At 67.3% G+C, this 19134-nt stretch carries 20 protein-coding genes; 13 read left to right on the top strand and 7 right to left on the bottom strand.

From position 1 onward, the window contains the following. Positions 1 to 12: 12 nt before the first annotated feature. The 3 genes from ACIBAF_RS21785 to ACIBAF_RS21775 are packed head-to-tail and all read right to left on the bottom strand — an operon-like array spanning position 13 to position 3337. Positions 13 to 717 carry a PIG-L deacetylase family protein gene (locus tag ACIBAF_RS21785; protein WP_399464923.1) on the bottom strand — a complete coding sequence of 235 codons (705 nt, stop codon included), beginning with the start codon at positions 715 to 717 and terminating at the stop codon, positions 13 to 15. Continuing rightward, the gene (locus ACIBAF_RS21780; protein WP_399464922.1) at positions 714 to 2069 is read right to left on the bottom strand and encodes a UDP binding domain-containing protein; all 1356 of its coding nucleotides are present in this window, start codon (positions 2067 to 2069) and stop codon (positions 714 to 716) included. The genes ACIBAF_RS21785 and ACIBAF_RS21780 overlap by 4 nt, the downstream gene beginning before the upstream one ends. Continuing rightward, complete coding sequence (locus tag ACIBAF_RS21775) at positions 2066 to 3337, bottom strand: ATP phosphoribosyltransferase regulatory subunit (protein WP_399464921.1); 1272 nt, start codon at positions 3335 to 3337, stop codon at positions 2066 to 2068. Before ACIBAF_RS21775 ends, ACIBAF_RS21780 begins: the two co-directional genes overlap by 4 nt. A gap of 556 nt (positions 3338 to 3893) precedes the next feature. On the opposite strand from ACIBAF_RS21775, the gene ACIBAF_RS21770 reads away from it, so the two are divergent. Both ACIBAF_RS21770 and ACIBAF_RS21765 read left to right on the top strand, forming a co-directional pair. Then, entirely contained in the window at positions 3894 to 4931 is a 1038-nt protein-coding gene (locus ACIBAF_RS21770) for an AAA family ATPase (RefSeq protein ID WP_399464919.1), read from the top strand. Next, positions 4931 to 5485, top strand: coding sequence for a guanylate kinase (locus ACIBAF_RS21765; RefSeq protein WP_399464917.1), 555 nt, complete (start codon positions 4931 to 4933; stop codon positions 5483 to 5485). The genes ACIBAF_RS21770 and ACIBAF_RS21765 overlap by 1 nt, the downstream gene beginning before the upstream one ends. On the opposite strand, the gene ACIBAF_RS21760 is transcribed toward ACIBAF_RS21765, so the two are convergent. The 3 genes from ACIBAF_RS21760 to ACIBAF_RS21750 form a co-directional block, all read right to left on the bottom strand. After that, the gene (locus ACIBAF_RS21760) at positions 5469 to 6338 is read right to left on the bottom strand and encodes a DUF1932 domain-containing protein (protein WP_399464915.1); all 870 of its coding nucleotides are present in this window, start codon (positions 6336 to 6338) and stop codon (positions 5469 to 5471) included. The two genes, ACIBAF_RS21765 and ACIBAF_RS21760, sit on opposite strands and share 17 nt — an antisense overlap. Further along, positions 6335 to 7003 (bottom strand): HAD family hydrolase, encoded by a 669-nt coding sequence (locus ACIBAF_RS21755; RefSeq protein WP_399464914.1) that lies wholly within the window; start codon positions 7001 to 7003, stop codon positions 6335 to 6337. The genes ACIBAF_RS21760 and ACIBAF_RS21755 overlap by 4 nt, the downstream gene beginning before the upstream one ends. Before the next feature lie 196 nt (positions 7004 to 7199). Next, on the bottom strand, positions 7200 to 7811 hold the full coding sequence (locus ACIBAF_RS21750) for a hypothetical protein (protein ID WP_399464912.1): 612 nt from the start codon (positions 7809 to 7811) through the stop codon (positions 7200 to 7202). Between ACIBAF_RS21750 and ACIBAF_RS21745 the strand changes: the two genes are divergently transcribed. Beyond that, positions 7783 to 8253 (top strand): FAD-dependent oxidoreductase, encoded by a 471-nt coding sequence (locus ACIBAF_RS21745; protein ID WP_399464910.1) that lies wholly within the window; start codon positions 7783 to 7785, stop codon positions 8251 to 8253. The genes ACIBAF_RS21750 and ACIBAF_RS21745 overlap by 29 nt on opposite strands. On the opposite strand, the gene ACIBAF_RS21740 is transcribed toward ACIBAF_RS21745, so the two are convergent. Beyond that, positions 8250 to 8972 (bottom strand): HAD family hydrolase, encoded by a 723-nt coding sequence (locus tag ACIBAF_RS21740; protein ID WP_399464908.1) that lies wholly within the window; start codon positions 8970 to 8972, stop codon positions 8250 to 8252. The two genes, ACIBAF_RS21745 and ACIBAF_RS21740, sit on opposite strands and share 4 nt — an antisense overlap. Positions 8973 to 9396: 424 nt before the next feature. Between ACIBAF_RS21740 and ACIBAF_RS21735 the strand changes: the two genes are divergently transcribed. The 10 genes from ACIBAF_RS21735 (at position 9397) to ACIBAF_RS21690 (ending at position 19033) form a co-directional block, all read left to right on the top strand. Then, the gene (locus ACIBAF_RS21735; RefSeq protein ID WP_399464907.1) at positions 9397 to 10635 is read left to right on the top strand and encodes a helix-turn-helix domain-containing protein; all 1239 of its coding nucleotides are present in this window, start codon (positions 9397 to 9399) and stop codon (positions 10633 to 10635) included. A 153-nt stretch (positions 10636 to 10788) separates the two neighbouring features. Then, on the top strand, positions 10789 to 11184 hold the full coding sequence (locus ACIBAF_RS21730) for a hypothetical protein (protein WP_399464905.1): 396 nt from the start codon (positions 10789 to 10791) through the stop codon (positions 11182 to 11184). Continuing rightward, on the top strand, positions 11184 to 11378 hold the full coding sequence (locus ACIBAF_RS21725; RefSeq protein ID WP_399464904.1) for a hypothetical protein: 195 nt from the start codon (positions 11184 to 11186) through the stop codon (positions 11376 to 11378). The genes ACIBAF_RS21730 and ACIBAF_RS21725 overlap by 1 nt, the downstream gene beginning before the upstream one ends. A gap of 224 nt (positions 11379 to 11602) precedes the next feature. Continuing rightward, complete coding sequence (locus ACIBAF_RS21720; protein WP_399464902.1) at positions 11603 to 12598, top strand: hypothetical protein; 996 nt, start codon at positions 11603 to 11605, stop codon at positions 12596 to 12598. Positions 12599 to 12673: 75 nt separating this feature from the next. Next, a complete protein-coding gene (locus ACIBAF_RS21715; RefSeq protein ID WP_399464900.1) occupies positions 12674 to 14200 on the top strand; it encodes an amino acid permease in 1527 nt (508 codons plus the stop codon). Continuing rightward, the gene (locus ACIBAF_RS21710) at positions 14200 to 15630 is read left to right on the top strand and encodes a glutamine synthetase family protein (RefSeq protein WP_399464898.1); all 1431 of its coding nucleotides are present in this window, start codon (positions 14200 to 14202) and stop codon (positions 15628 to 15630) included. The genes ACIBAF_RS21715 and ACIBAF_RS21710 overlap by 1 nt, the downstream gene beginning before the upstream one ends. Before the next feature lie 38 nt (positions 15631 to 15668). Then, positions 15669 to 16169, top strand: a complete 501-nt coding sequence (locus ACIBAF_RS21705; RefSeq protein WP_399464897.1) for a LuxR C-terminal-related transcriptional regulator — start codon at positions 15669 to 15671, stop codon at positions 16167 to 16169. A 133-nt stretch (positions 16170 to 16302) separates the two neighbouring features. Beyond that, positions 16303 to 17184 carry a phosphotransferase gene (locus ACIBAF_RS21700; RefSeq protein ID WP_399464895.1) on the top strand — a complete coding sequence of 294 codons (882 nt, stop codon included), beginning with the start codon at positions 16303 to 16305 and terminating at the stop codon, positions 17182 to 17184. After that, complete coding sequence (locus ACIBAF_RS21695; RefSeq protein ID WP_399464893.1) at positions 17181 to 17981, top strand: class I SAM-dependent methyltransferase; 801 nt, start codon at positions 17181 to 17183, stop codon at positions 17979 to 17981. The genes ACIBAF_RS21700 and ACIBAF_RS21695 overlap by 4 nt, the downstream gene beginning before the upstream one ends. Positions 17982 to 17986: 5 nt before the next feature. Continuing rightward, positions 17987 to 19033 (top strand): phosphotransferase enzyme family protein, encoded by a 1047-nt coding sequence (locus ACIBAF_RS21690; protein ID WP_399464891.1) that lies wholly within the window; start codon positions 17987 to 17989, stop codon positions 19031 to 19033. The last annotated feature ends 101 nt before the right edge of the window (positions 19034 to 19134 follow it).

The following is a 19134-nucleotide window of genomic DNA, read 5'->3' as shown; positions in this document are numbered from 1 at the left end:
TCCGCTGTCTGCTCAGCCCTGGGGCAGTGCTGCTCCGAGTCCGTGCTGGCGTTCCAAGGCGAAGGCTTCGGCGTACTCGGTGCCACTGAGCTGGCCGTGAAAGCGGTCAGCGAGTTGGACGGCGGCACCGTCCACGGGCCGGAAGCCCGGACGAGGCCGGGTGAATGGTTCGAGGGCCTCGGCCTTGCGCTTGAACTGGTCGGTGATGTCGACGAACACGGTGGGGCAGAACTGCGAGGTGGCGATCGTTCGAGGCTCGGCGGGGCGAAGAGAGAACAGGTCCGCCCGGTGGTTGCGCAGAGCTGCGGCGACGGCTCGTCCAGTCAGGGCGTGGTCGACATGCCCGTCACCGCGCCAGTGGGTGAGCACCGTCTGCGGAGCTATCTCCGTCATCAGCCGGTCGAGGGTGGCGACGAGGGCCACCTCCCCGTAGTCGGAGACCTGGAGCGCGGGCTCCCCGCGGGGCCAGCGAAGCTCGTAGCCGAGGAGGCCGGCGGCTCGTTCGGTGTCCGCGATTCGTTGTTCCGCGCTGGGGCCGGCCTCCGCGAGAGAGAGCACCGCCGTGACGACCCGCACGCCCGCGTCACTGAGGCGAGTGATCGTCCCCCCGGCAGCGATCTCGGCGTCGTCCGCGTGAGCGACGACAACCATGACGGTACGGGGCGGTGTGTCCATCTCGGCCCGCGTACCGATGGGCAGATCCTCGTCTGCACTCATCGGGCCGGCTCCGAAGCTGACGATCCGTCGATCAGGGTCGGAGTGCCCATTTCCACGTAGCGGACCTTGGTGCCGGCAAATGCTCCGCGAAGCCGGCCGAGGCTGTCGATCACAGTCGGCGGGTCGGCAAGGGCCGACAGGCGCTCGGGTAGATCCGCGTACGCCGCATGCGGGGTGGCGATGACGAGTGTCCGTACCGATGCCAGGTCTTCCGGCCAGCTCAGCGCGCTCGCGCCCTCCCCGCGGGCGAGGACTTCTTCCGTTGAGAGAAAGGGGTCGTGGAGTCGGACGTCCGCCCCGCTGGCGGACAGTGCTGCCGCGAGGGCGAGAGTCGGAGAACCCTGGGGCACGTGAACGTCGGGTGCGTAGCTGATGCCGAGGATGCCGATGGGACCGTCGAACTTGCTGGTCAGCCACTGGGCAACCCTGCCGGGGTGAGTGGCGTCCCATTCGAGCGCGCTGTCCACGAGGGGCAACTGTCCCTCGCCGAGGAGTCCGTCGCCGGCGTAGTGCGGGCTGAGCGGTATGCAGTAGCCGCCGATTCCGATCGAGGGATGGAGGGCAGGGACGTTCCACTTGGTCCCGGCCAGCCGGAACACCTCTGCCATGTCCAGATCCGGATAGGCCGTTGCGAGCTGGTTGGTCAACACCAGGTCCACATAGCGATAGAGGTTCTCAACCGACTTGGACAGGGCCGCGCGGGTCCAGTCGCCGGCCACGTGCACCACGTCGCTGACGGTCCCATACAGATCGGTGACCAGGGCCTGGGATGCCGCTCTCTGGGTGCCGATCACCCGGGGCAGGCTGCGCAGGTTCATCTCCGGGTCCAGCAGCCAGTCTCTGCGTGGGGCCGTCGCGAGATGGATCCCAGCTTCCACCAGCCCAGTCGCACCCGTGAGCAGCGGAAGCACCAGGTCCAACCAGCGCACGCTCACCGTGCTCTCGATGCTGACCAACAGCTCCTTGTCCGCCCGGTACGCGGAGCCGATGGCCTTGAGTACGACTTCGAGGGGATCCCGGAAAGCCTTCCCGCCGCGATCAGTGTTGACGCAGATGAGATGGATCTGGGCCGCGAGCGCCTCCGTGTCGTCCGGCGCAACCGCGCGGAGCCGGCCGTCCCGGAGTGTTCGCGGGTCCAGGTGGATCTTGTCTTCGAAGCCGGGTAGCGGCACCGTACCGTCGTTTATGCAGCGGACCCGATAGGCGTCCACGTCCACGATCGTGCAGCGGAAGCCTTCTTGGGCGAAGGCGGCGGCTGCGGAGAGCCCGATGAATCCGGCTCCCCAGACAGTGATCCGAGCCGACCTGTCACCGATGCTCTGATGGAGGGGGGAGGGGGTGGTGGCCATCATGCCTGCTTCCTTTCGGGACGTCGGGGAGCCACCACGTGGCCTGTCAGCCGATCGGCGAGGGATGACCTGACCGGGACCTGCCGCGTGCGGCCGACGACGGCCGTGTTCTGGAGGGTCAGTGAGCTACTGGCTTGCTCTCGTTCGCCGACGAGGGCGAACCAGACCAGCTCGTCACGGGGCATGCGCTTGAGCTCGCGGCCGAGACGTGCGGGACGCCAGTGTTCGATCACCTGCATGCCGCAGGCGCGGAGCTCACTCGCTGCCGCGAGGAAAAAGTCAAGGTCAGCGGAGCCGTGGACCTTCAGCAGGTGGACCTGCTGCGTAGGACTCTCGGGTACCAGCTCAGCGAGTAACTCGACCGAGACGGCGGTGCTCCAACAGGTCTGTATGTCTTCCCGCAGGGCGCGGACGACGTGGTGGTAACCGCCACCATCCCCGAGCATTCGACCGTCCGCGTCGTGCACGATGAAGCTCAGCCCAGCGCCGTATTCGGTTGAACGTGGCCATTCCATGGAGAAGGCGGTGGCAGCGCCCAGCCCTCCTGCCGTGCTGAGCACCTGGCGTACATGACTGGTCCGGGATCGCAGCAGTGGTTCGGCACGCTCGATCGCCGATAAGGACTGCTCCGCGTCAGAGTTCTCACAAAGCGCGACAAGCTCCTGGTACCGCCGTAGGAAGCCCATCGCGCGCTGGTCAACGACTGGTTGCTCCTTACGGTCTTGGTGCAGGACAGTCCGCGCCTGCACCAGCGAGAGCCCTTCGTCCTCCGCCAGCGTGTCGATCATGTCGAAGTCGCAGTAGCGGAAGCCTGCGCCCGGAGCGCGGCCACTCAGGAGAGCGGTCCAGAGACGAAGGAGTGTCAGGTCCGCGCCGACTTCGTCCTGTTCGTTGCACAGGACAGCGACAGCCTGTGTCCAGCCTCGGCGGCGCTTGTGTCGATACCGTGCCACGGGGACGCAGGCGGCAGCCCGAACAGGCTGACCGTGCCGTAACTCCCCGGACCCTGCGATCGCCCGCAGCACGGCGACCAGGGAGTCCGCCGTCAGGGCGAGTTCTCGTCCGCCCAGGTCTGCGAAACTGAAGATTCGCCCCGTTGCCGCTGTACCGAACTGCTCGAATGTCGCCGCATAGCCAACCGGCGACACCTGCACCGGGAGGAAACCGAAGCTACTGGCCGCCGAACGGAACTCCGCCTCCGCCCGGAAGATCCCTGCTGCCATCGGCCCCACGTCGTCGGCGAATCCTCTCGGGGTTGCCCATGCGTCCACGTTGGTAGCACCTCCTTGGGAGTCGGTGGTCTTGGTCCGGGGCGTCGCGCCGCCCCGTGGCTCTCAACATCCGCAGGCTTCACAAGCCGTACTCCGGTAGCCCGGCTCCATGGCGGGAGTTGGCCGGTCATCTCCCGGTCTCAGACCATTCCACTGTCGTGCTCGTGTGAGCGGACAGGCTGTCCGTAGGCTTTCTGTGCAAGGACCTTGACGGATCGTCAGTGAGATGCAAGGCCCGGTAGGAGAGTTGGCTTCCGCGTTCAGGTAGGACGGAAATCTTCGAGGCTAAGGGACGGCCGGAGGAGGCTTCGATCAACAACGCACCGCGATTGGGTGACCATTCGGGAGGCTCCGTCCGCTCATGGGCTCGTGTCCGGTGACTTCGGTTGCGCCTCACGGAGGATGTTGGCCCCCGCTCTGTCGGGAACCATGAGACCGGCAGTGGCGTGCCCGGAGTATCACGCACAGTTATCGAAGCTGCTCATCGCGCAGTCACACGGCTTTTCAACATCCGCTTACACATGCGTTCATGAGGGGCAGACTTAGCCTCCTGAACATGGCGAACCTGGAACAGGCGGTAGGGGACGTGGGCAAGGTCCGCGCGGGATGGCAGCCGGAGAGACTACGGGAGCAGCGCGAAGCGCATGGGCTGACGCTGGAAGGTGCTGGAGAGAGGCTCCGAGAGGTGGCTGGAGCCGCAGGACTGACGGTTCCCGCCGCGAACTTCCAGACCCTGTGGCAACACGAACAAGGCGAGGTCTACCCCGGCCCGCACTACCGGCGCGCGTACTGCCTTCTCTACCGGGCCACCGAGCCTGAGCTCGGATTCCGGCGCGGGCTGCCGGGGGAAGAGACCCGGATGCAGCTCACCCCGTCCAGCGAACAGCACAACGGTGCTCATATCCTGGCCGTTGAGCGCGCCTTGCTGCAGATCGCACCGGCCGGCGGAGATGCTGACGGCCCCAAGCTGCAGCAGCGCATCCTCGACGCGTGGAAACGCCGACATACCGGTGGCGATCCGAACCGGCCCACGCTGGTCATGGTCGGCGGCTACGCGGGCAGCGGGAAGTCTGAGTTCGCGCGGTTCCTCTCCCAGCTCACCGGCTGGCCCGTGCTCGACAAGGACCCGATCACCCGGCCGCTGGTGGAACGCCTGCTCATCGCCCTGGGCAGTGATCCGAACGATCGGCACACCGCGCTGTACCGCGAGCAGGTACGGCCGCTGGAGTACCAGTGCCTGTTGGAAGCCGCGTACGCTAATGTGGACTGCTCGATCAGCACGGTCCTCACCGCACCCTTCATCACCGAATTCGCCGACGCTCGCTGGATGCAGCGCTTCGTCAACCGGTGCGAAGCGCGAAACGTCTCGGTCTCGCCGATCTGGATTCAATGCGACATCGACACCATGCACGAGTACATCAGCTTCCGCTCGGCTGCCCGGGATTCCTGGAAGCTCCAGCACTGGGACGACTACGCCGCCACCATCGACCCCGACATGCGCCCCGCCGTTCCGCACCTCGCGGTCGACAATCGACTCGGCGCGGCCATATCGCTCACTGACCAGGTCCGTCAGGTCGCCGGGACGGTGTTCTGATGGGCCGCCAAGGCGTTCTCTTGTACGGACCGCCAGCCGCGGGCAAGGACACCGTCACAGCTGCGCTCGCAGCCCTGGATCCGCGCTACGTCCCCTTCGCCCGGCTCAAGATCGGAAGCGGGCGAACCCGTGGATACCGCATGGGCACGCCGGAGCAGTTGAAGGAGATGGAGGCCCGTGGCCATGTCCTCTACCGCAACGACCGGTACGGCAACACATACGTGGTCGACCAGCCCGGCCTGCGTGATGCCACCGCGGACGGACAGATCCCTTTGATCCACCTCGGACAGATCGCCGGGCTCCAGGCCGTCGCTGACGGATTCCCGGCCCGCTGGCAGCGGGTGCTGCTGTGGTGTCCGCGAGAGATCACCGAGCAGCGGTCATCGGCACGAGGAGACGGCGATACCCCAGCCCGGCTTGAGGCGTGGGACGCCACGGAGCGCGACCTGGCAGAGCATCCCGGTGCTGTCTGGGACCTGACCGTACACACGGAACTGGTGTCTCCGCAGGAGGCCGCCACCCAGATCCACGAGCTGGTCAACGCTCAGGGCTGACCGGCGGGGCAGTGTCACCACGCAGGTGATCGAGGGCGTCGCTGATGCTCAGATCGGCATCCCGTGCACGGTCCCAGCGAGACAGGATGGCGGCGGAGGCGCGCATGAGGTCGTCCGGCAGACCCGCCTCAGCGAGCGATTCGGCAGCCTCTTCCATCTCCGGACCCCAGCGCCATGCGCGGCTGGCGGTCTTCGGGATGTACTCGGTCTCGGCCAAGTAGCTTCCAGTGCGCTGGCGGGCGATGTCCAGCAGTTCGCTGGCGACTCCGTTGGCGTCCGCCAAGCCGTACGCCACAGCGGCCAGGACTCGCGAGGCCTTCTGGTAGCTCGTGTAGGCGAGCTTGAGCGACGAAGCCTTGCCGATCTCCTCCCCGAGGGGGCAGACCTGTACGTCCGTTGTGGCGAAGAGGTCGTCGAGACGGTCGAGGGCGGCGGAAGGGCCGGAGGCGTAGAGTTTCGGCCGTTTGCCGCCGACCGGCGGCGAGCCGATCACCGCGGCGTCGACGACGGTCACCTTCGGCAGCATATGCGCGATGCGACGCACGCGCTGTGGGGCGATGGCGTTCGCCTCGATGAAGATCTTCCCGACAAAACCATGATCTGCGATCTGCCGGGCAACGTCTTCAGCCGCCGCAGGAGGACACAGGGAGAGCACGACGTCGGCGCGTGCAAGCAGCACAGAGAGATCATCCACAGGTTCCAGCGCGGCTGCCGCCGCCCGCGCGGTAGTGGCGTGACTCCGGCCGTGGGGACTCCACAACACTGTCGTCCCGCGTCGGCGGAGCTGGCCGGCGACAGCTGCCCCCATGCGGCCGGGATGCAGTATTCCCACAGTGATTCTGGCTTGGCTCATGCGGGTTTCCCTGCTGGGCCGATCGCGAGCAGCAGATCGATCGCGGCACGGGCATCCCGTACCTGATGGTCGGGCGGAGGCAGCTCTTCCGGCCATGATCGGCCGCAGCCGATCCATACGGTCCGGAATCCGGCGTCCCGGGCTCCGGCCATGTCGTTTACCGGGTTGTCCCCGACCATCCACTTGCCGGCATCGTCGTGCGCGCCGCCGCAGTGGCGTACAGCTTCCTGGAACATGGCTAGGTCGGGCTTGCGTGGGCCGGCTTCTTCGGAGATGCATACGGCGTCCACACGGTCGAAGATTCCAGTGGCGCGCAACTTGGCCTGCTGAATGTCTGTGCCTCCATTCGTTGCGACGCCGATCCGCCAGCCGGCGGTACGCAGTTCCTCCAGCCCGGTCAGCACCTTGGGTGGGCAGACGACTGTGCTTGCGATGTCGGTGCAGTAGCCGTTCCATAGCGTGTCGACGGGCTCGGCGATACCGAAGCGGTCGCGTAGTTCAGCGAAGTGCGCCGGGGTGGCACGATCCGCGAGCAGCTCGTAGAGCCAGGACTCGAACGCGCCAGGGAGACCATGGCGAACGAGGAAGGCGGCGACCCAGCTGGCCAGCGTGGATTGCCGGTCGACCAGCGTATTGTCGAGATCGAAAAGCGCCAGCGGCTGCACGGGACATGACTCTATCCCTGTATCCCGAGCATGCTGATCACCATCCGGGATCTGGCCGTGCGCGGGTGGGTGGGGCCCCGACGGATGCCGTCGGGGGCCAGCGCTACTTCCTGCGAGAGAACCCCATGGGACGGTCCGAGCGGACGCATCCGCATCCCCGTCGATCCGTGGTCGGCTCGACGGGGATGCGGATGGGCTAATCGATGTCGTTCATCAACTCGTCCAACGCCTGGCGAGCCAAGGGAACAAAACGTTGCTGACAGCTCTCTACGAGGGCGTTCCCCTCGGCAGCAGTGGAGTGATAACACTCCTGCTGCTCCTCGCTCAGTGGCCCTTTGCTCAGCTGTATCAGGGACTCGATTGACGGCTCGATATTCAGATCTATAGCTTTCGCATACTCGTCGGCGGCCTGGGCGACATCGGCTGGTCCTTCCAGCTGAACTGCGTCGGCTGCGCGGCGAGTCGCACGCACGGCATCGATGGCTGCACCCCGCCTGATGTCATAGCGGTGTTGGTCAAACGGTTCCACCGTCAGTCGCCCCAGCTGCCAAATGGCCCCTTGAGCCTCGTGGGCAGCGTCCAGCAGGCCCTGGTAGGCGGCCTGCCTGCGGTCCCTGCGCCATTTCCGGTGCTCGAGGCGCAGTTCGCGACGCAGAGTGCGATCCCGCGCAGCCTCTTCGCGTATCTGCTGTTGTTCCAGGGCTTCGTTTCGGCGCCGCTCGGTCTGCGCGGTCGCGAACGCTGTCAGACCGCTGCCGAGCAGGGTGCCGCAGATTGCGATGACTGTCGTGATCAAGCTGCTCGCCATGGAGGACAGTTTGATGGGTCGGCGTCGACGATGTCCTCTCAGGACCGGAACGGGCTCAGCGGACGCTCACCGCGCGACCAGCCAAACGTGCGGACCGGAGCGACAACGTCGAGTCGGCCCGCCACACAGTCCCGCAGCGGACGTCGACGATGCCCGTCCACCGCGTCCACGAACGACCCTTGACGAGGCGGCTACCGCTTTACCCGTCGCGGCAAGAGCGATCACCGAGCGGTGCGCAGCAGTCAAACCTCGACTGGCGAAGGCTCCTGTCGTCGCATCACGAGTCGGAGTACGGCCAACGCGCTCCGAGGGGCGTGTCGAGGCGGACAGCCGCAGTGACGGAGTCCCGGTGCTCCACAACTACGGCCACGGCGGTTCCGGCGTCACGCCGTCGTGGGGCTGCGCTCAGGAAATCGTCGAGCTGGTGACCGCCACCGGTTAGGAGAGGAGCTCCGCGATCGCGGTCTCCAGTCCCTCCACGTCTTCCAGAGTCCGGAGAACGACGTCCGCGCCGGCTCGTTCGAGTTCCGCCGCTGATGTCGTACCGGATGCGATGCCGATGACGGGGACGCCGCCTCCGTCCTTGCCGGTGCGTACGTCTTCCAGCGAGTCCCCGATGATCACCGTGTTGGAGTGGTTGAAGAAGACGCCGTACTTAGCCTGTGCTCGCTTCTGGGCGATGCCGACGAGTGCGGGGCGGTGGTGGTCATCGGACGCGTACCCGCCGATCTCGGAGTCCACGAATGACTCGAGGTCGAAGGCCGCGAGCTTCAACATGGCGTTCGCTTTGAGATTGCCGGTGACGACGGTCGGTATGAGATCCGCCCGGGCCTGTACCGCCCTCAGCGCTGCGACAGCTCCTGGCATCAGCTTTCCGTGCTGCCGGAGGTCCGCTGTGTGCGCGGCCAGCCGATTCGGCAGAAGCTCGATCATGAGCGGCAGCAGCTCCGGCACCCGTCCTTCGGGAACGCCGTTCTCCATGAGCATCGCACGGATCGCCAGGGGCATCGTGACGCCCGTGCCCCGGGCTGGCAGACGTTCGACCGGGTACCCAACGACCTCCGCGAAGGTCTCGCGATAGACCTGCCGATCGATCTCGCCGACGTACAGCAGCGTGCGGTCGATGTCCCACAACACGAGGGACCGTTCGGCTTCAGTCACTCCCGACTCCTTGCCTTCGACCAGGGTGGCGCCGCCGTGTGGCCGAGCGTACGTGGGGCCCGCACCCGTTCATCCTGTCGACGTAAGCGCCGGGCTACTGTCTGCGGCCGGATGACGAACGCAGGTTTCCGGCACGTGCAGGATTCGCTCGGACAATCTGTCCGTAGGTAGTTCGACGTCTAGCTCTTGACTGGAAGGCGACAACCCCACTCACCCTGCGCCCACTTCGTCATGATGTGCCCCGCTTTGACCATGTGGCCGGAGATCCAAGGAGGAACCGCAAGGTGCCTCGGGTCCGTTCAGCAGATCCACGTCGTGGGCGCGCGGCCACCGGCTCTGTTAACAGTTGGCGACTCAGGGCGCAGGCTTGGACATTATCCGTACTCTGATCGAAGTGCTTCATCGCGAAGGGACAGCTCCACCGATGAGTGAAAACCTGACACTGGGAGACCGTCTCCGCGTCGCTCGCAGGACACGGAAGCTGTCCGCCGCCCAACTGGCACAGAAGGTCGCGGTCTCCCCGAGCTACGTGCAGAAGTTGGAGTCGGGCGCGCGTAAGGCCTCGCCCTCGCTGGTGCTGGCTCTCGCCAAAGCGCTGCGCTTCGGCCCCGAGGTCCTGACCGGCCAGCCGTACTACGGCGAACCGGAGGCGGAGGACGGCGTCCACGCGGTCATACCCGAACTTCGCCGTCTCCTGCTCTGCTACGACAGCCCCGACGACCTGGAGATCGCTCCGCGGGCGCTTCCCGTGCTCGCCTCGGAGGTCGACCAGGTGGCGGCCCTGCGCCGCGACGCCCGGTACGCCCCGATGGGCCCCCTGCTGCCGCCGATCATCACCGAACTGACACACGTGGCCCTCGGCGGCGGCAACGGCGATCGGGCCAAGGCGTTCTGGCACCTGGCACGCGCCTACCGCGCCGTGAACTCCCTGGCCCACAAGATGGGCCACCACGACCTGTCGAACACCGCGCTGGAGCGCGTCCGTTGGGCGGCCGACCGCTCCGGCGATCCGCTGATGCAGTTCACCGCCGGCTACCTCGTCGCAGGGGCGATGCTGCGCCAGGGCGCGTACTCGCCGGCACGCCGCAAGCTCCTCGGGCTGCGGACCGAACTGGAGCGGTTCCAGCCCGAACGCTCCTTCACGGAGGACGCGCTCGCCGTCGACGGCGCCCTGCTGCTGAAGCTGGCCGTTCTCGAAGCCCGCGAGAACAACGCCGATCGTGCCGACGACTACCTGAGGGAGGCGGAGCAGGTCGCGGCCGTGGGAGGCAACCGCGACTCCCTGGCGTACGAGATGTCCTTCGGCCCGACGAACGTCCGCATCCACGAGGTGCACGCGATGATCGACACGGGCGACACCGAGCAGGCTCTCGCCCGCCTCACCGAATGGTCACCGGTTTCCGGCGGCGAGTGGTCGCCGCCCAGTACGACCGTCGGCGAGCGGTCGAGCCACCACTTCATCGACGTGGCCTCCGCGAAGCTCGCCGTGGGCGACCGGGCTGGTGCGTTCAGCGATCTCAAGCGTGCTCGGAAGGTTGCTCCGAACCACACGCGGTTCCACCCGTCCGTGCGCGAGACCACTGCTGCACTGCTCAGGGTGGATGCTCATCCGTCCAACGAGCTTTCAGCGTTCGGTAGTTGGGCAGGCATTAGCACAACCTGAGCTTCTGTCAAGGGGTTTGGCGAGTGAACCCCACGGACAAGCTGTCCGCGCACAGAACTTGCTGAGTGGAATGGTCTCCTTACACGTAGTGGTGAGGAGGCCGTTTCCATGTCCGACGCCAATCCAGCAGCTCGTGCGCTACCGCCGCGCTGGATGCCCATCGGTGAAGAGCCCGAGCTGTGCTCCGCGGGTGAATGGTGGGATGCAGTACGCGTCGTGGAGGCCGTGGGCCAGCGCGCGATCGAGATCCTCAACGAGGGGGAGGAGCCGGTCGGCCCGGTCATCCTGGACGCCGGCGGGCCGGAGCCGCGGCTGTACTTCCTGGTTCCCGTGGGCACCGCGACCCGCTGGGAGGAGCCGGGGACTGTCGCGCTGGGCCAGAAATGCCACGTCGTCGTGCCGTCTGCCGACAGCACGACACCCCCGGGGATGCACTGGCATGTCCTCCCGAGCGGACCGCGATCACTGACCCGGCCCGATGCGCTTCGCCGTGCGCTGAGTCAGGCGCGCCGGGAGCGGCGAGGGTCTGCGGAGGAAGCAGCCTCCTGATGGCCCTGAGCGTCTCCCTCGTCCTGTTGCTCGGCATCCTCGTGGTCGTTCTGGTTCGCGGGAAGTCCGTGAAGGCCGGACCCGCGATCGTCTGCGTGCTCTTCGGGTTCTTCCTGGCGAGCACCTCCATGGCCCCGAGCATCAACCGGTTCGTGACCAGCATCGCGGACATGATCGGCCAGATTCGTTTCTAGGCTGCCCGGCTCGGTGACCGCGACGCTTTCCGCCTCCCGGTGGCGGTGCACGCCACCCCCTGCGCGGCCCCATTCCCCCCAACCTGCCTGAGGCCTTCGATGACATCGACGTCCACCCCGGAGAGCACGACGCCACCGCGCACGGTTCGACCACATCCGACGAGCAGCCTCGATCTCGCGTTCCGCTACCGCTCTGCTCATGGCGAGGGACTCTGATGCGTCTCATGTATCACCCAGCTGGCCACGACGACGACTTGGGCGTGGCCCTGGTCGAGTTACAGGCGGGCCGCTGGAGAACGGCACGGGAACTGCTGCTGGCCACGGGCACGCATTGGGCACTGCGAACGTCGCGCACCCAGCTGCTGGCGGTGGCAGCCGCCCGGTCGGACGTGGTGGGCGTGTGGCGCGACGAAGAGCCTGGCAGCTACGACGCGCAGTTGATGGGTGCCCGCGTGGCCGTCGAGCGGGCGTTGCGCGCGCACAGGCAACAGCATCCACAGATGCTGGAGTTCGAGTTCAGGGCTCGGCGTGATGCGCTGCTGGCGGCTCGTCGCGCTCCGCATGATCCCGTGCCGTGGGTGTGTCTCCTGGCTCTGGCGCAGATCGACACGCGGCAGCTGCGCCAGGAACACCGGGTTAACCCCGGCGAGCCGATGCTGCCCAGCGGTCCGTGGGGGCTGTTGTACGAGGTCAACCAGCGTGATCCGTACAACCGGGAGGCCTACCACCGGGTGCTGCAGTTCATGCTCTCCCTGGAGGGCCCGTCGGGCGCTTCCCTGGCTGCGGTCTTCGACTTCGGCCGGTCCGTGGCCTCGCAGAGGCCTGTCGGATCGCCTCTGCTGCTTCTGCCCGCGTACGCGCAGATCGAGCAGCGACGGAGATCGCGTGCCGATCCGCTGTGGCGGCGTCAGTGGGCGCAGGAGTCGACGCTCGACTACACGCTGACCGCCTTCCACGACTGGTTCCACAAGACGCACGGCGAGCAGCGCTCAGTGGCTGACCTGAGCCTTCTCGCCTACGCGTTGTGGGCCGGCCACCAGTATCTGGAAGCCGCCGACGTGTTCGAGGCGATGGGCCCGTACGCGGCCCGCGAGCCGTGGGCGTCGGTGCACGACGGGGCCGCAGGGCCAGACCCGGGTGAGGCACTGCTCCTTCGAGCGCGCGCTGAGTCCCTCTCTTACGCCCGTACCCGTAGATCGCGCGCCGGGCCGCACCCATGACCGGCATCCGCTGCCCGTCAAGTCCGATTTGGCATGAACCTGCCCAGTTGTTTCTCTGAGTTTGGAGGCTGACCCGTGTCTCACTTGAGTCCGAACCACCGTGCGACGTCCCGGAAATCCGATGACGCGTACCTGCGGGAGCTGGGCTACGAGCCCGTGCTGACCCGGCGCATGGGGCCGTTCGGAAACTTCGCGATCTCCTTCAGCGTCATCAGCGTCCTGTCCGGCTGTATGACCCTGTACGGCTTCGGCCTGAGCACCGGCGGCCCGGCGGTGATGCTGTGGGGCTGGATCGTCGTCGGCGCCATGGTGATGTTCATCGGTGCCGCCCTCGCCGAGGTGACCTCCGCCTATCCGACCTCCGGGGCCCTGTACTACCAGGCAGAGCAGCTCGGCGGGCGGAAATGGGGCTGGTACACGGGCTGGCTGAACCTGCTGGGCCTGCTCGGCGCGATCGCCGGCATCGACTACGGGGCCGCACTGTTCACGGGCGCTCTGTTCAACCTGCAGTGGGGATTCGAGCCAACGCCGGGCAGGATCATGGTGATCTTCCTGTGCATCCTCGCCCTGCACCTCGCCCTGAACCTGTTCGGGGTTCGGCTGGTCAGCATCCTCAACAGCATCAGCGTCTGGTGGCACCTCGGCGGCGTCACGGTGATCGTCGGCGCACTGGCGCTTGTCCCCTCGCACCACCAGTCCTCGGACTTCGTGTTCGGCGAGTTCGTCAACAACACAGGCTGGAGCCCCCTCTACGCGGCCGTGCTCGGTCTGCTGCTGGCCCAGTACACGTTCTGCGGTTACGACGCCTCCGCGCACCTGTCGGAGGAGACGACCGATGCCCAGGTGTCCGCATCGCGCGGGATCATCCACTCGATCGGCTGGTCGTGGCTGGCCGGGTTCGTTCTGCTGGCCGGGCTCACCTACGCGATCCAGGACTACGCGGGCACCGTGGGCACCGCGACGGGGGTGCCTCCGGCGCAGATCTTCCTGGACGCTCTGGGCGTGGCGGGGGCAAAGACACTGCTCCTGGTGGTGATCATCGCGCAGCTCTGCTGCGGCAATGCCGAGACCGCCGCGGCCAGCCGGATGGTATTCGCGTTCTCACGTGACGGGGCCCTGCCAGGCTCGCATCTGTGGCGGCAGGTTGACCGACGCACGGGCACGCCGCGCATGGCCGTGCTGCTGTCCGTCGTGTGCGCCGCCGTGCTGGCCCTGCCCAGCCTGTACAGCCCGGTCGCGTATGCGGCGATCACCAGCATCAATGTGGTCGGCATCACCCCGGCCTACGCGATCCCGATCTACCTGCGCATCAAGAATCGACACCGGTTCCAGCCCGGACCGTGGAACCTCGGCAACTGGGGCGTGACCGTCGGCACGATCGCAGTTGGCTGGGTGGTATTCGTGACGGTGCTGTTCTGTCTGCCGCAGACGCGCCCCGCCGACGGCCTGGTGTCCGTGGAGACCTTCAACTACGCGCCGATCGCTCTGCTCGTCGTCCTCCTCCTGGCCTGGGGGTGGTGGCGAAAGCAGGGCAGCTCGTACCAAGTGCCAGCCCAGAACTTCGACCGCTCGGCGGCCACGTACGAAGACGAGGTCGTGTGATGACAGCGACCAGTACGGCAAACGGCACGCTCGCACGCCTTGCCGGTGCGGCCCCGGCCGCTTCGGGCGGGCGCTCCGCGAAGGTGGTCTCGCTGAGCGACCTGCGCAGCCTGGTCAAGGCGGGCACGATCGACACGGTGCTGCTTGCCCTACCCGATCTGCAGGGGCGACTGAAAGGGAAGCGGTACGACGCGGGTCACTTCCTCAAGCGCGTGGCGCACAACGGTGCAGAGGTGTGCGCCTACACCCTGGCGACCGACGTCGAGATGAGCCCGGCGGACGGCTTCGCACTGACCTCGTGGGAGACCGGCTATCAGGACCTGACGGTGCAGCCGGCCCTGGCGACCCTGCGCGTCGTGCCGTGGGTGCCGCGTACCGCCATGGTGCTAGGCCACGCCGTGCACCACGACGGGACACCTATCGAGATCGCGCCCCGCCAGATCCTGCACCAGCAACTGACCCGGCTGGCCCGGCACGGCCTGCACCCCCAGACGGGGATCGAGACCGAGTTCGTCCTCTACCAGGGCACCTACGCCGAAGCGGAACAGGCCGGATACCGCGGGCTGCGCCCGGTGACGACCGAGAACCTGGACTACGCCCTCGACCACGATCCGCTCCGCGACCGGTTCTTCCGCCGCCTGCAACGTGCGCTCGCCGGCGCCGACATGCCCATCGAGGCCATCAAGACCGAGGCCGGCCCCGGCCAGGTCGAGGTGACCTTCCCGTACGGCAGCGCGCTCGCCGCCTGCGACCAGCACCTGCTCTTCAAGCACGCGGTCCGCAGCCTGGGCTCGCGCACCGGACTAGCACCCACGTTCATGGCCGCCCCCGAGACCGGCCGGGCCAACGGCCTGCATCTGCATGTGTCGCTGTGGTCGAAGGCCATCAGCCAACTCCACGCACCCGACAACGACCACGAGCTGTCCCCGACCGGGCGGCACGCGATCGCGGGGCTGCTCGCCGGCCTGCCGGAACTCGGCCCCCTCTACGCGCCGAACGTCAACTCCTACAAGCGGTTCACGCCTGGCTCATTCGCCCCGACCACGGTCAGCTGGGGCCGCGACAACCGCACCTGCGCCATCCGCGTCGTCGGCCGCGGGGAGGGCCTCCATCTGGAGATCCGGGTCCCAGGAGCGGACGCCAACCCGTACCTGGCCCTGTCCGCCGTGCTGGCGGCCATCGACCACGGCATCGCGCAGAAGCTTCCCCTCGGCCCCGAGGAGACCGGCAACGCCTATGCCGGGGGCGGTACCCCCGTGCCGCCCACCCTCGCCGATGCCCTGGCCGCGTTCCAGGACAGCGCCTTGGCCCAGAGCTCGTTCGGTGCCGAGGTAGTCGAGCACTACGCCCATCTCGCCCGCCTGGAACTCGACCACCATCAGCGCCTGGTCACCGATCTTGAGCGGCAGCGGTGGCTGGCTCGCGCCTGACCATCACACCACCGAGAAGGAAAGGATCTCCCACTCCCGTGAGTGCCCGACCGGCGCGCCCGTCCGCCTCGCACCTCGAACTCACCCCCGCACAGGTTCGGATCGCCGAGAAGGTCGCGGCAGGCAAGAGCACCGACGCCATCGCATCCGACCTGACGATCACCGCCGGCACGATCAACGCGCAGATGAAGCACTGCGGTCAGAAGCTCGGGGGGAGCGGTCGAGCCGCCGTCGTCCACGCCTGCTACGTCACCGAGCAGCTCACGCGCCCTGAGAAGGCCATCTTCCCGGAGACCTTCTCGGACGTGGAGACCGAGACCTGGCGGATGATCGCGATCGGTGCGACCTCGATGGACTACGCGGCCCGTGCTCGCATCAGCCGAGACGAAGCCTTGCAACGGATGAGAGCACTCCGGGAGCGCGTCCGGGCACACAACGACCCGCACCTGGTGACGCTCGGCAGGGCCTACAACATACTCGACGAGTCCCTCGTCGAGATGGTCTCCGGCATGGTCCTCCGCGCCCCGACCCACGTTTGACCAGCTCAGCCCGCACTGTCAGAGCCGCCTGGCACACTCCCCACCCGCGATCGAATACTCAGAGAACCCAGCCCATCACCATGTGTGACTCATGTGGCTTGGTCAATGGAAGGGCGCACCAAACGTGACCGATATGCCCAGTGCACTCCACCAGCTGATGGGTTCGGTAACCGACACGTACACCGTGGTTGCCGAACACCCCCGGCCCGGCAGAAGACCGTCCCTCTGGGAGATCGACGGACTCTACGGCACGCGGTGGTTCGCCAAACAGCACGCGGGCCCGAAGCTGCACCGGCGGGAGGTCGACGCGTACAGGAAGTGGACGGTCTTCCTGGGCGCCGATCGTGCGCCAGAGCTGACCGCTTCGGATGCGGAGACGCGGACCATCCTGGTCACTGCGGTACCTGGTCGCAGCCTGGACATGCTGCGGTTGCCGGCCGAGCAGGAGCGCAACGCGTATGAGCAGGCCGGTGAACTCCTGGCCCGACATCACGCCGCGGCAGCGGATGAGCCGACCGCGGACGTGACCGAGGAGGTATGGGATGCGACGGCTGCGAAGCTGCTGGATGGTGCTGCGTCCCACGTGCCGGACCACGAGATCGCGATGGTGCGAGCGCTCGTGAAGGAGGCTCCGCCGCCTCTGCCGCAGGTGGCGGCGCACGGCGACTACATGCCCAAGAACTGGATGTGGGACGAGACCGAGCAACGGCTTCGGATCATCGACTTCGAGCGGGCGGAACTCCAGCCCGCTGCCCGCCGGGACTTCAGTCGCCTGCGCTACCGGATCCTGCTGCAGCGCCCAGACCTGCTTGCCGCCTTCCATCACGGCTACGGCCGCCAACTCACCGAGGACGAACTAACGGCGTGCCGGGCGTACGCGGCGCTCGACGCGCTCGACTCGCTGTCCTGGGGGATCACACACCACGACATCGGGCTCGTCGACGAGGCCCACACCATGCTGGAGAACCTGCGCCAGGAGACCGGCGCACGCATGTGGGGCGGGTGCGGTTCGTGAACGCCTTTGCCGGAACGGCCTCTTACTACCGGCGCTTCCGCCCCGGCATCCCAGTCGACCTTGCCGTCCTCCTCGCCCACGAGGCACCCGCGAGCTCTCCACGGCGTCTGCTGGACATCGGCACCGGCCCAGGGCTCGTTGCCAGCGCGCTCGCCCCGTACTTCGACGAGGTGATCGCGGTCGACTCCAACCAGGCGATGTGCGCGGAAGCTGAGACCGTGCTCCGTCCCGCGCTCTCCGGCGGTCAGCGGTTGCAGATCCGGCACGCGCTGGCGGAGGACTTCGAACCGCCGACGGGATGGCAGCCGCACCTCGTGACCTGTAGCCGTGTCTTTCACTGGCTCGACCGCCCTCGTTTCCTCGACCGACTGGCCGAGTACGTGGGCCCCGGCGGCGTGCTTGCGGTGTTCAGCGATCGCAGCCTGTGGACCGCCGAGAGTGCCTGGCAGCAAACCGCGCGCGCCGTCGTCCAGCAGTTCCTCGGTGAGCAGCGGCGAGCGGGGGACGGCGTATTCGGCCCGCCCGGGCCGCCGTACGAAGAAGTGCTGCGCGCTTCCGCCTTCTGCGAGGTCACCACCGCGACCCTCCCCGTTCGCCGCGAATGGAGCATCGCCGACGTCATCGGCTACCTGTACTCGACTTCGTTCGCGGCCTCGCATCTGTTCGGCGACCGCCAGGATGCCTTCGAGACGGCACTCAGCGAGGCCCTGGTCCCCTTCGCAGAGGGCGGATGCCTCGTGGAGGACAACACATTCACCGTCCTCACCGCGCGCCGCCCCTCCTCCACGGACCGGTGACTGGGATGAGCGAGGCGGACTGGGATGCGGCGGTGACAGCTGACGTGCTGGAGGAACGGTACGGGCTGGTCGTGGACGTGGTCGAGCCGGTGCACATGGGCACCGACACGATCAACCGGCGGGTCCTGACCGACGACGGAATGCGGCTGTTCGTCAAGGAGTACCGGTCGAACGCGGACCTGGAGGCGGCCCGCACCGCATGGGACATGTCGGAGTACTGCCGAGCCGCGCGCCTTCCCATCCCCCGCGTCTGGGACGACGAGGACGGCAACCTCATCACGATCGCGCAGGGCAGCGCCTGGGCCGTGGTCGACGAGGCGCCCGGCCGCGTGACCTCCTCGGCGATGACGGTGCCCCTCGCCCGACACATCGGCACGGTGATGGGACGCATGCACCGGGTGCTGGCCGCCTACCCGCTGCCGCAGCGCGTGCAGCAGTCCCGCTGGCGGACGGGCACGGTCGAGGACGCGGTCGCCAAATGCGACACCGTGATGGCCACGGCCCTGCAGCAGGGGCATGAAAGTCTCGAGCGCCTACGGACCGACCTCGATCAGCGTCGGGAGGACCTAAAGGATCACGTCCACCGGCTACGGAAGCACCTGCCCGGCACGATGGTGGAGCAGGCACTGCACGCGGACCTCAGCCGCACCAACTTGATCGTCCTCGCTGATGCCGTCACCGGTGTCATCGACTTCCGGGGGGCAACCGGCATACCGGCCTGGGAGCTGGGCCGGGCCGCGTTCGATCCGCGCACCGTGGCCACTAGTCCGGAATGGGATGCCTGCGCGCTGGCAATGGTGAGCGCCTACCACGCGGAGAACCCCAGCCTCCCTCTGGTGGAAGTACGGGCCTGCGCCCGGATCGCACTGCTGTACATGCTGTTCAGCTTCTACGGCGCCACCACCGCCGAATACAGCCTCCCGCCCGAAGCGGAAGCCGACCTGAAGCAGCACTGGAACGAGCGGCAGACCGCCATCCGCCGTTTGCTGAACAGCCTTTCCGACCTCGATGACGCGTTCGCCGGCCTCTCCACGGACGGAGGCTGTTCGTGACAAACCAGCCGTCGCGCATCGGCCCACACGTCAGCCTGCTGGGACTTCACCCAGCGCGGGATGACGCCACTCGCTCGGTGAATGTCCCGTACCTGCCACTG

Source organism: Streptomyces sp. NPDC051677 (genome assembly GCF_044453465.1).
GTDB lineage: Bacteria > Actinomycetota > Actinomycetes > Streptomycetales > Streptomycetaceae > Streptomyces.
This window is presented reverse-complemented; position numbering and strand designations above follow the sequence as displayed.

Bases quoted from the DNA above. Each gene is read 5' to 3' on its own strand.
- ACIBAF_RS21785 (WP_399464923.1), bottom strand. From the start codon at position 717: ATGAGTGCAGACGAGGATCTGCCCATCGGTACGCGGGCCGAGATGGAC.
- ACIBAF_RS21780 (WP_399464922.1), bottom strand. From the start codon at position 2,069: ATGATGGCCACCACCCCCTCCCCCCTCCATCAGAGCATCGGTGACAGG.
- ACIBAF_RS21770 (WP_399464919.1), top strand. From the start codon at position 3,894: ATGGCGAACCTGGAACAGGCGGTAGGGGACGTGGGCAAGGTCCGCGCG.
- ACIBAF_RS21765 (WP_399464917.1), top strand. From the start codon at position 4,931: ATGGGCCGCCAAGGCGTTCTCTTGTACGGACCGCCAGCCGCGGGCAAG.
- ACIBAF_RS21760 (WP_399464915.1), bottom strand. From the start codon at position 6,338: ATGAGCCAAGCCAGAATCACTGTGGGAATACTGCATCCCGGCCGCATG.
- ACIBAF_RS21745 (WP_399464910.1), top strand. From the start codon at position 7,783: ATGACTGTCGTGATCAAGCTGCTCGCCATGGAGGACAGTTTGATGGGT.
- ACIBAF_RS21750 (WP_399464912.1), bottom strand. From the start codon at position 7,811: ATGGCGAGCAGCTTGATCACGACAGTCATCGCAATCTGCGGCACCCTG.
- ACIBAF_RS21735 (WP_399464907.1), top strand. From the start codon at position 9,397: ATGAGTGAAAACCTGACACTGGGAGACCGTCTCCGCGTCGCTCGCAGG.
- ACIBAF_RS21730 (WP_399464905.1), top strand. From the start codon at position 10,789: ATGCCCATCGGTGAAGAGCCCGAGCTGTGCTCCGCGGGTGAATGGTGG.
- ACIBAF_RS21725 (WP_399464904.1), top strand. From the start codon at position 11,184: ATGGCCCTGAGCGTCTCCCTCGTCCTGTTGCTCGGCATCCTCGTGGTC.
- ACIBAF_RS21720 (WP_399464902.1), top strand. From the start codon at position 11,603: ATGTATCACCCAGCTGGCCACGACGACGACTTGGGCGTGGCCCTGGTC.
- ACIBAF_RS21710 (WP_399464898.1), top strand. From the start codon at position 14,200: ATGACAGCGACCAGTACGGCAAACGGCACGCTCGCACGCCTTGCCGGT.
- ACIBAF_RS21700 (WP_399464895.1), top strand. From the start codon at position 16,303: ATGCCCAGTGCACTCCACCAGCTGATGGGTTCGGTAACCGACACGTAC.
- ACIBAF_RS21690 (WP_399464891.1), top strand. From the start codon at position 17,987: ATGAGCGAGGCGGACTGGGATGCGGCGGTGACAGCTGACGTGCTGGAG.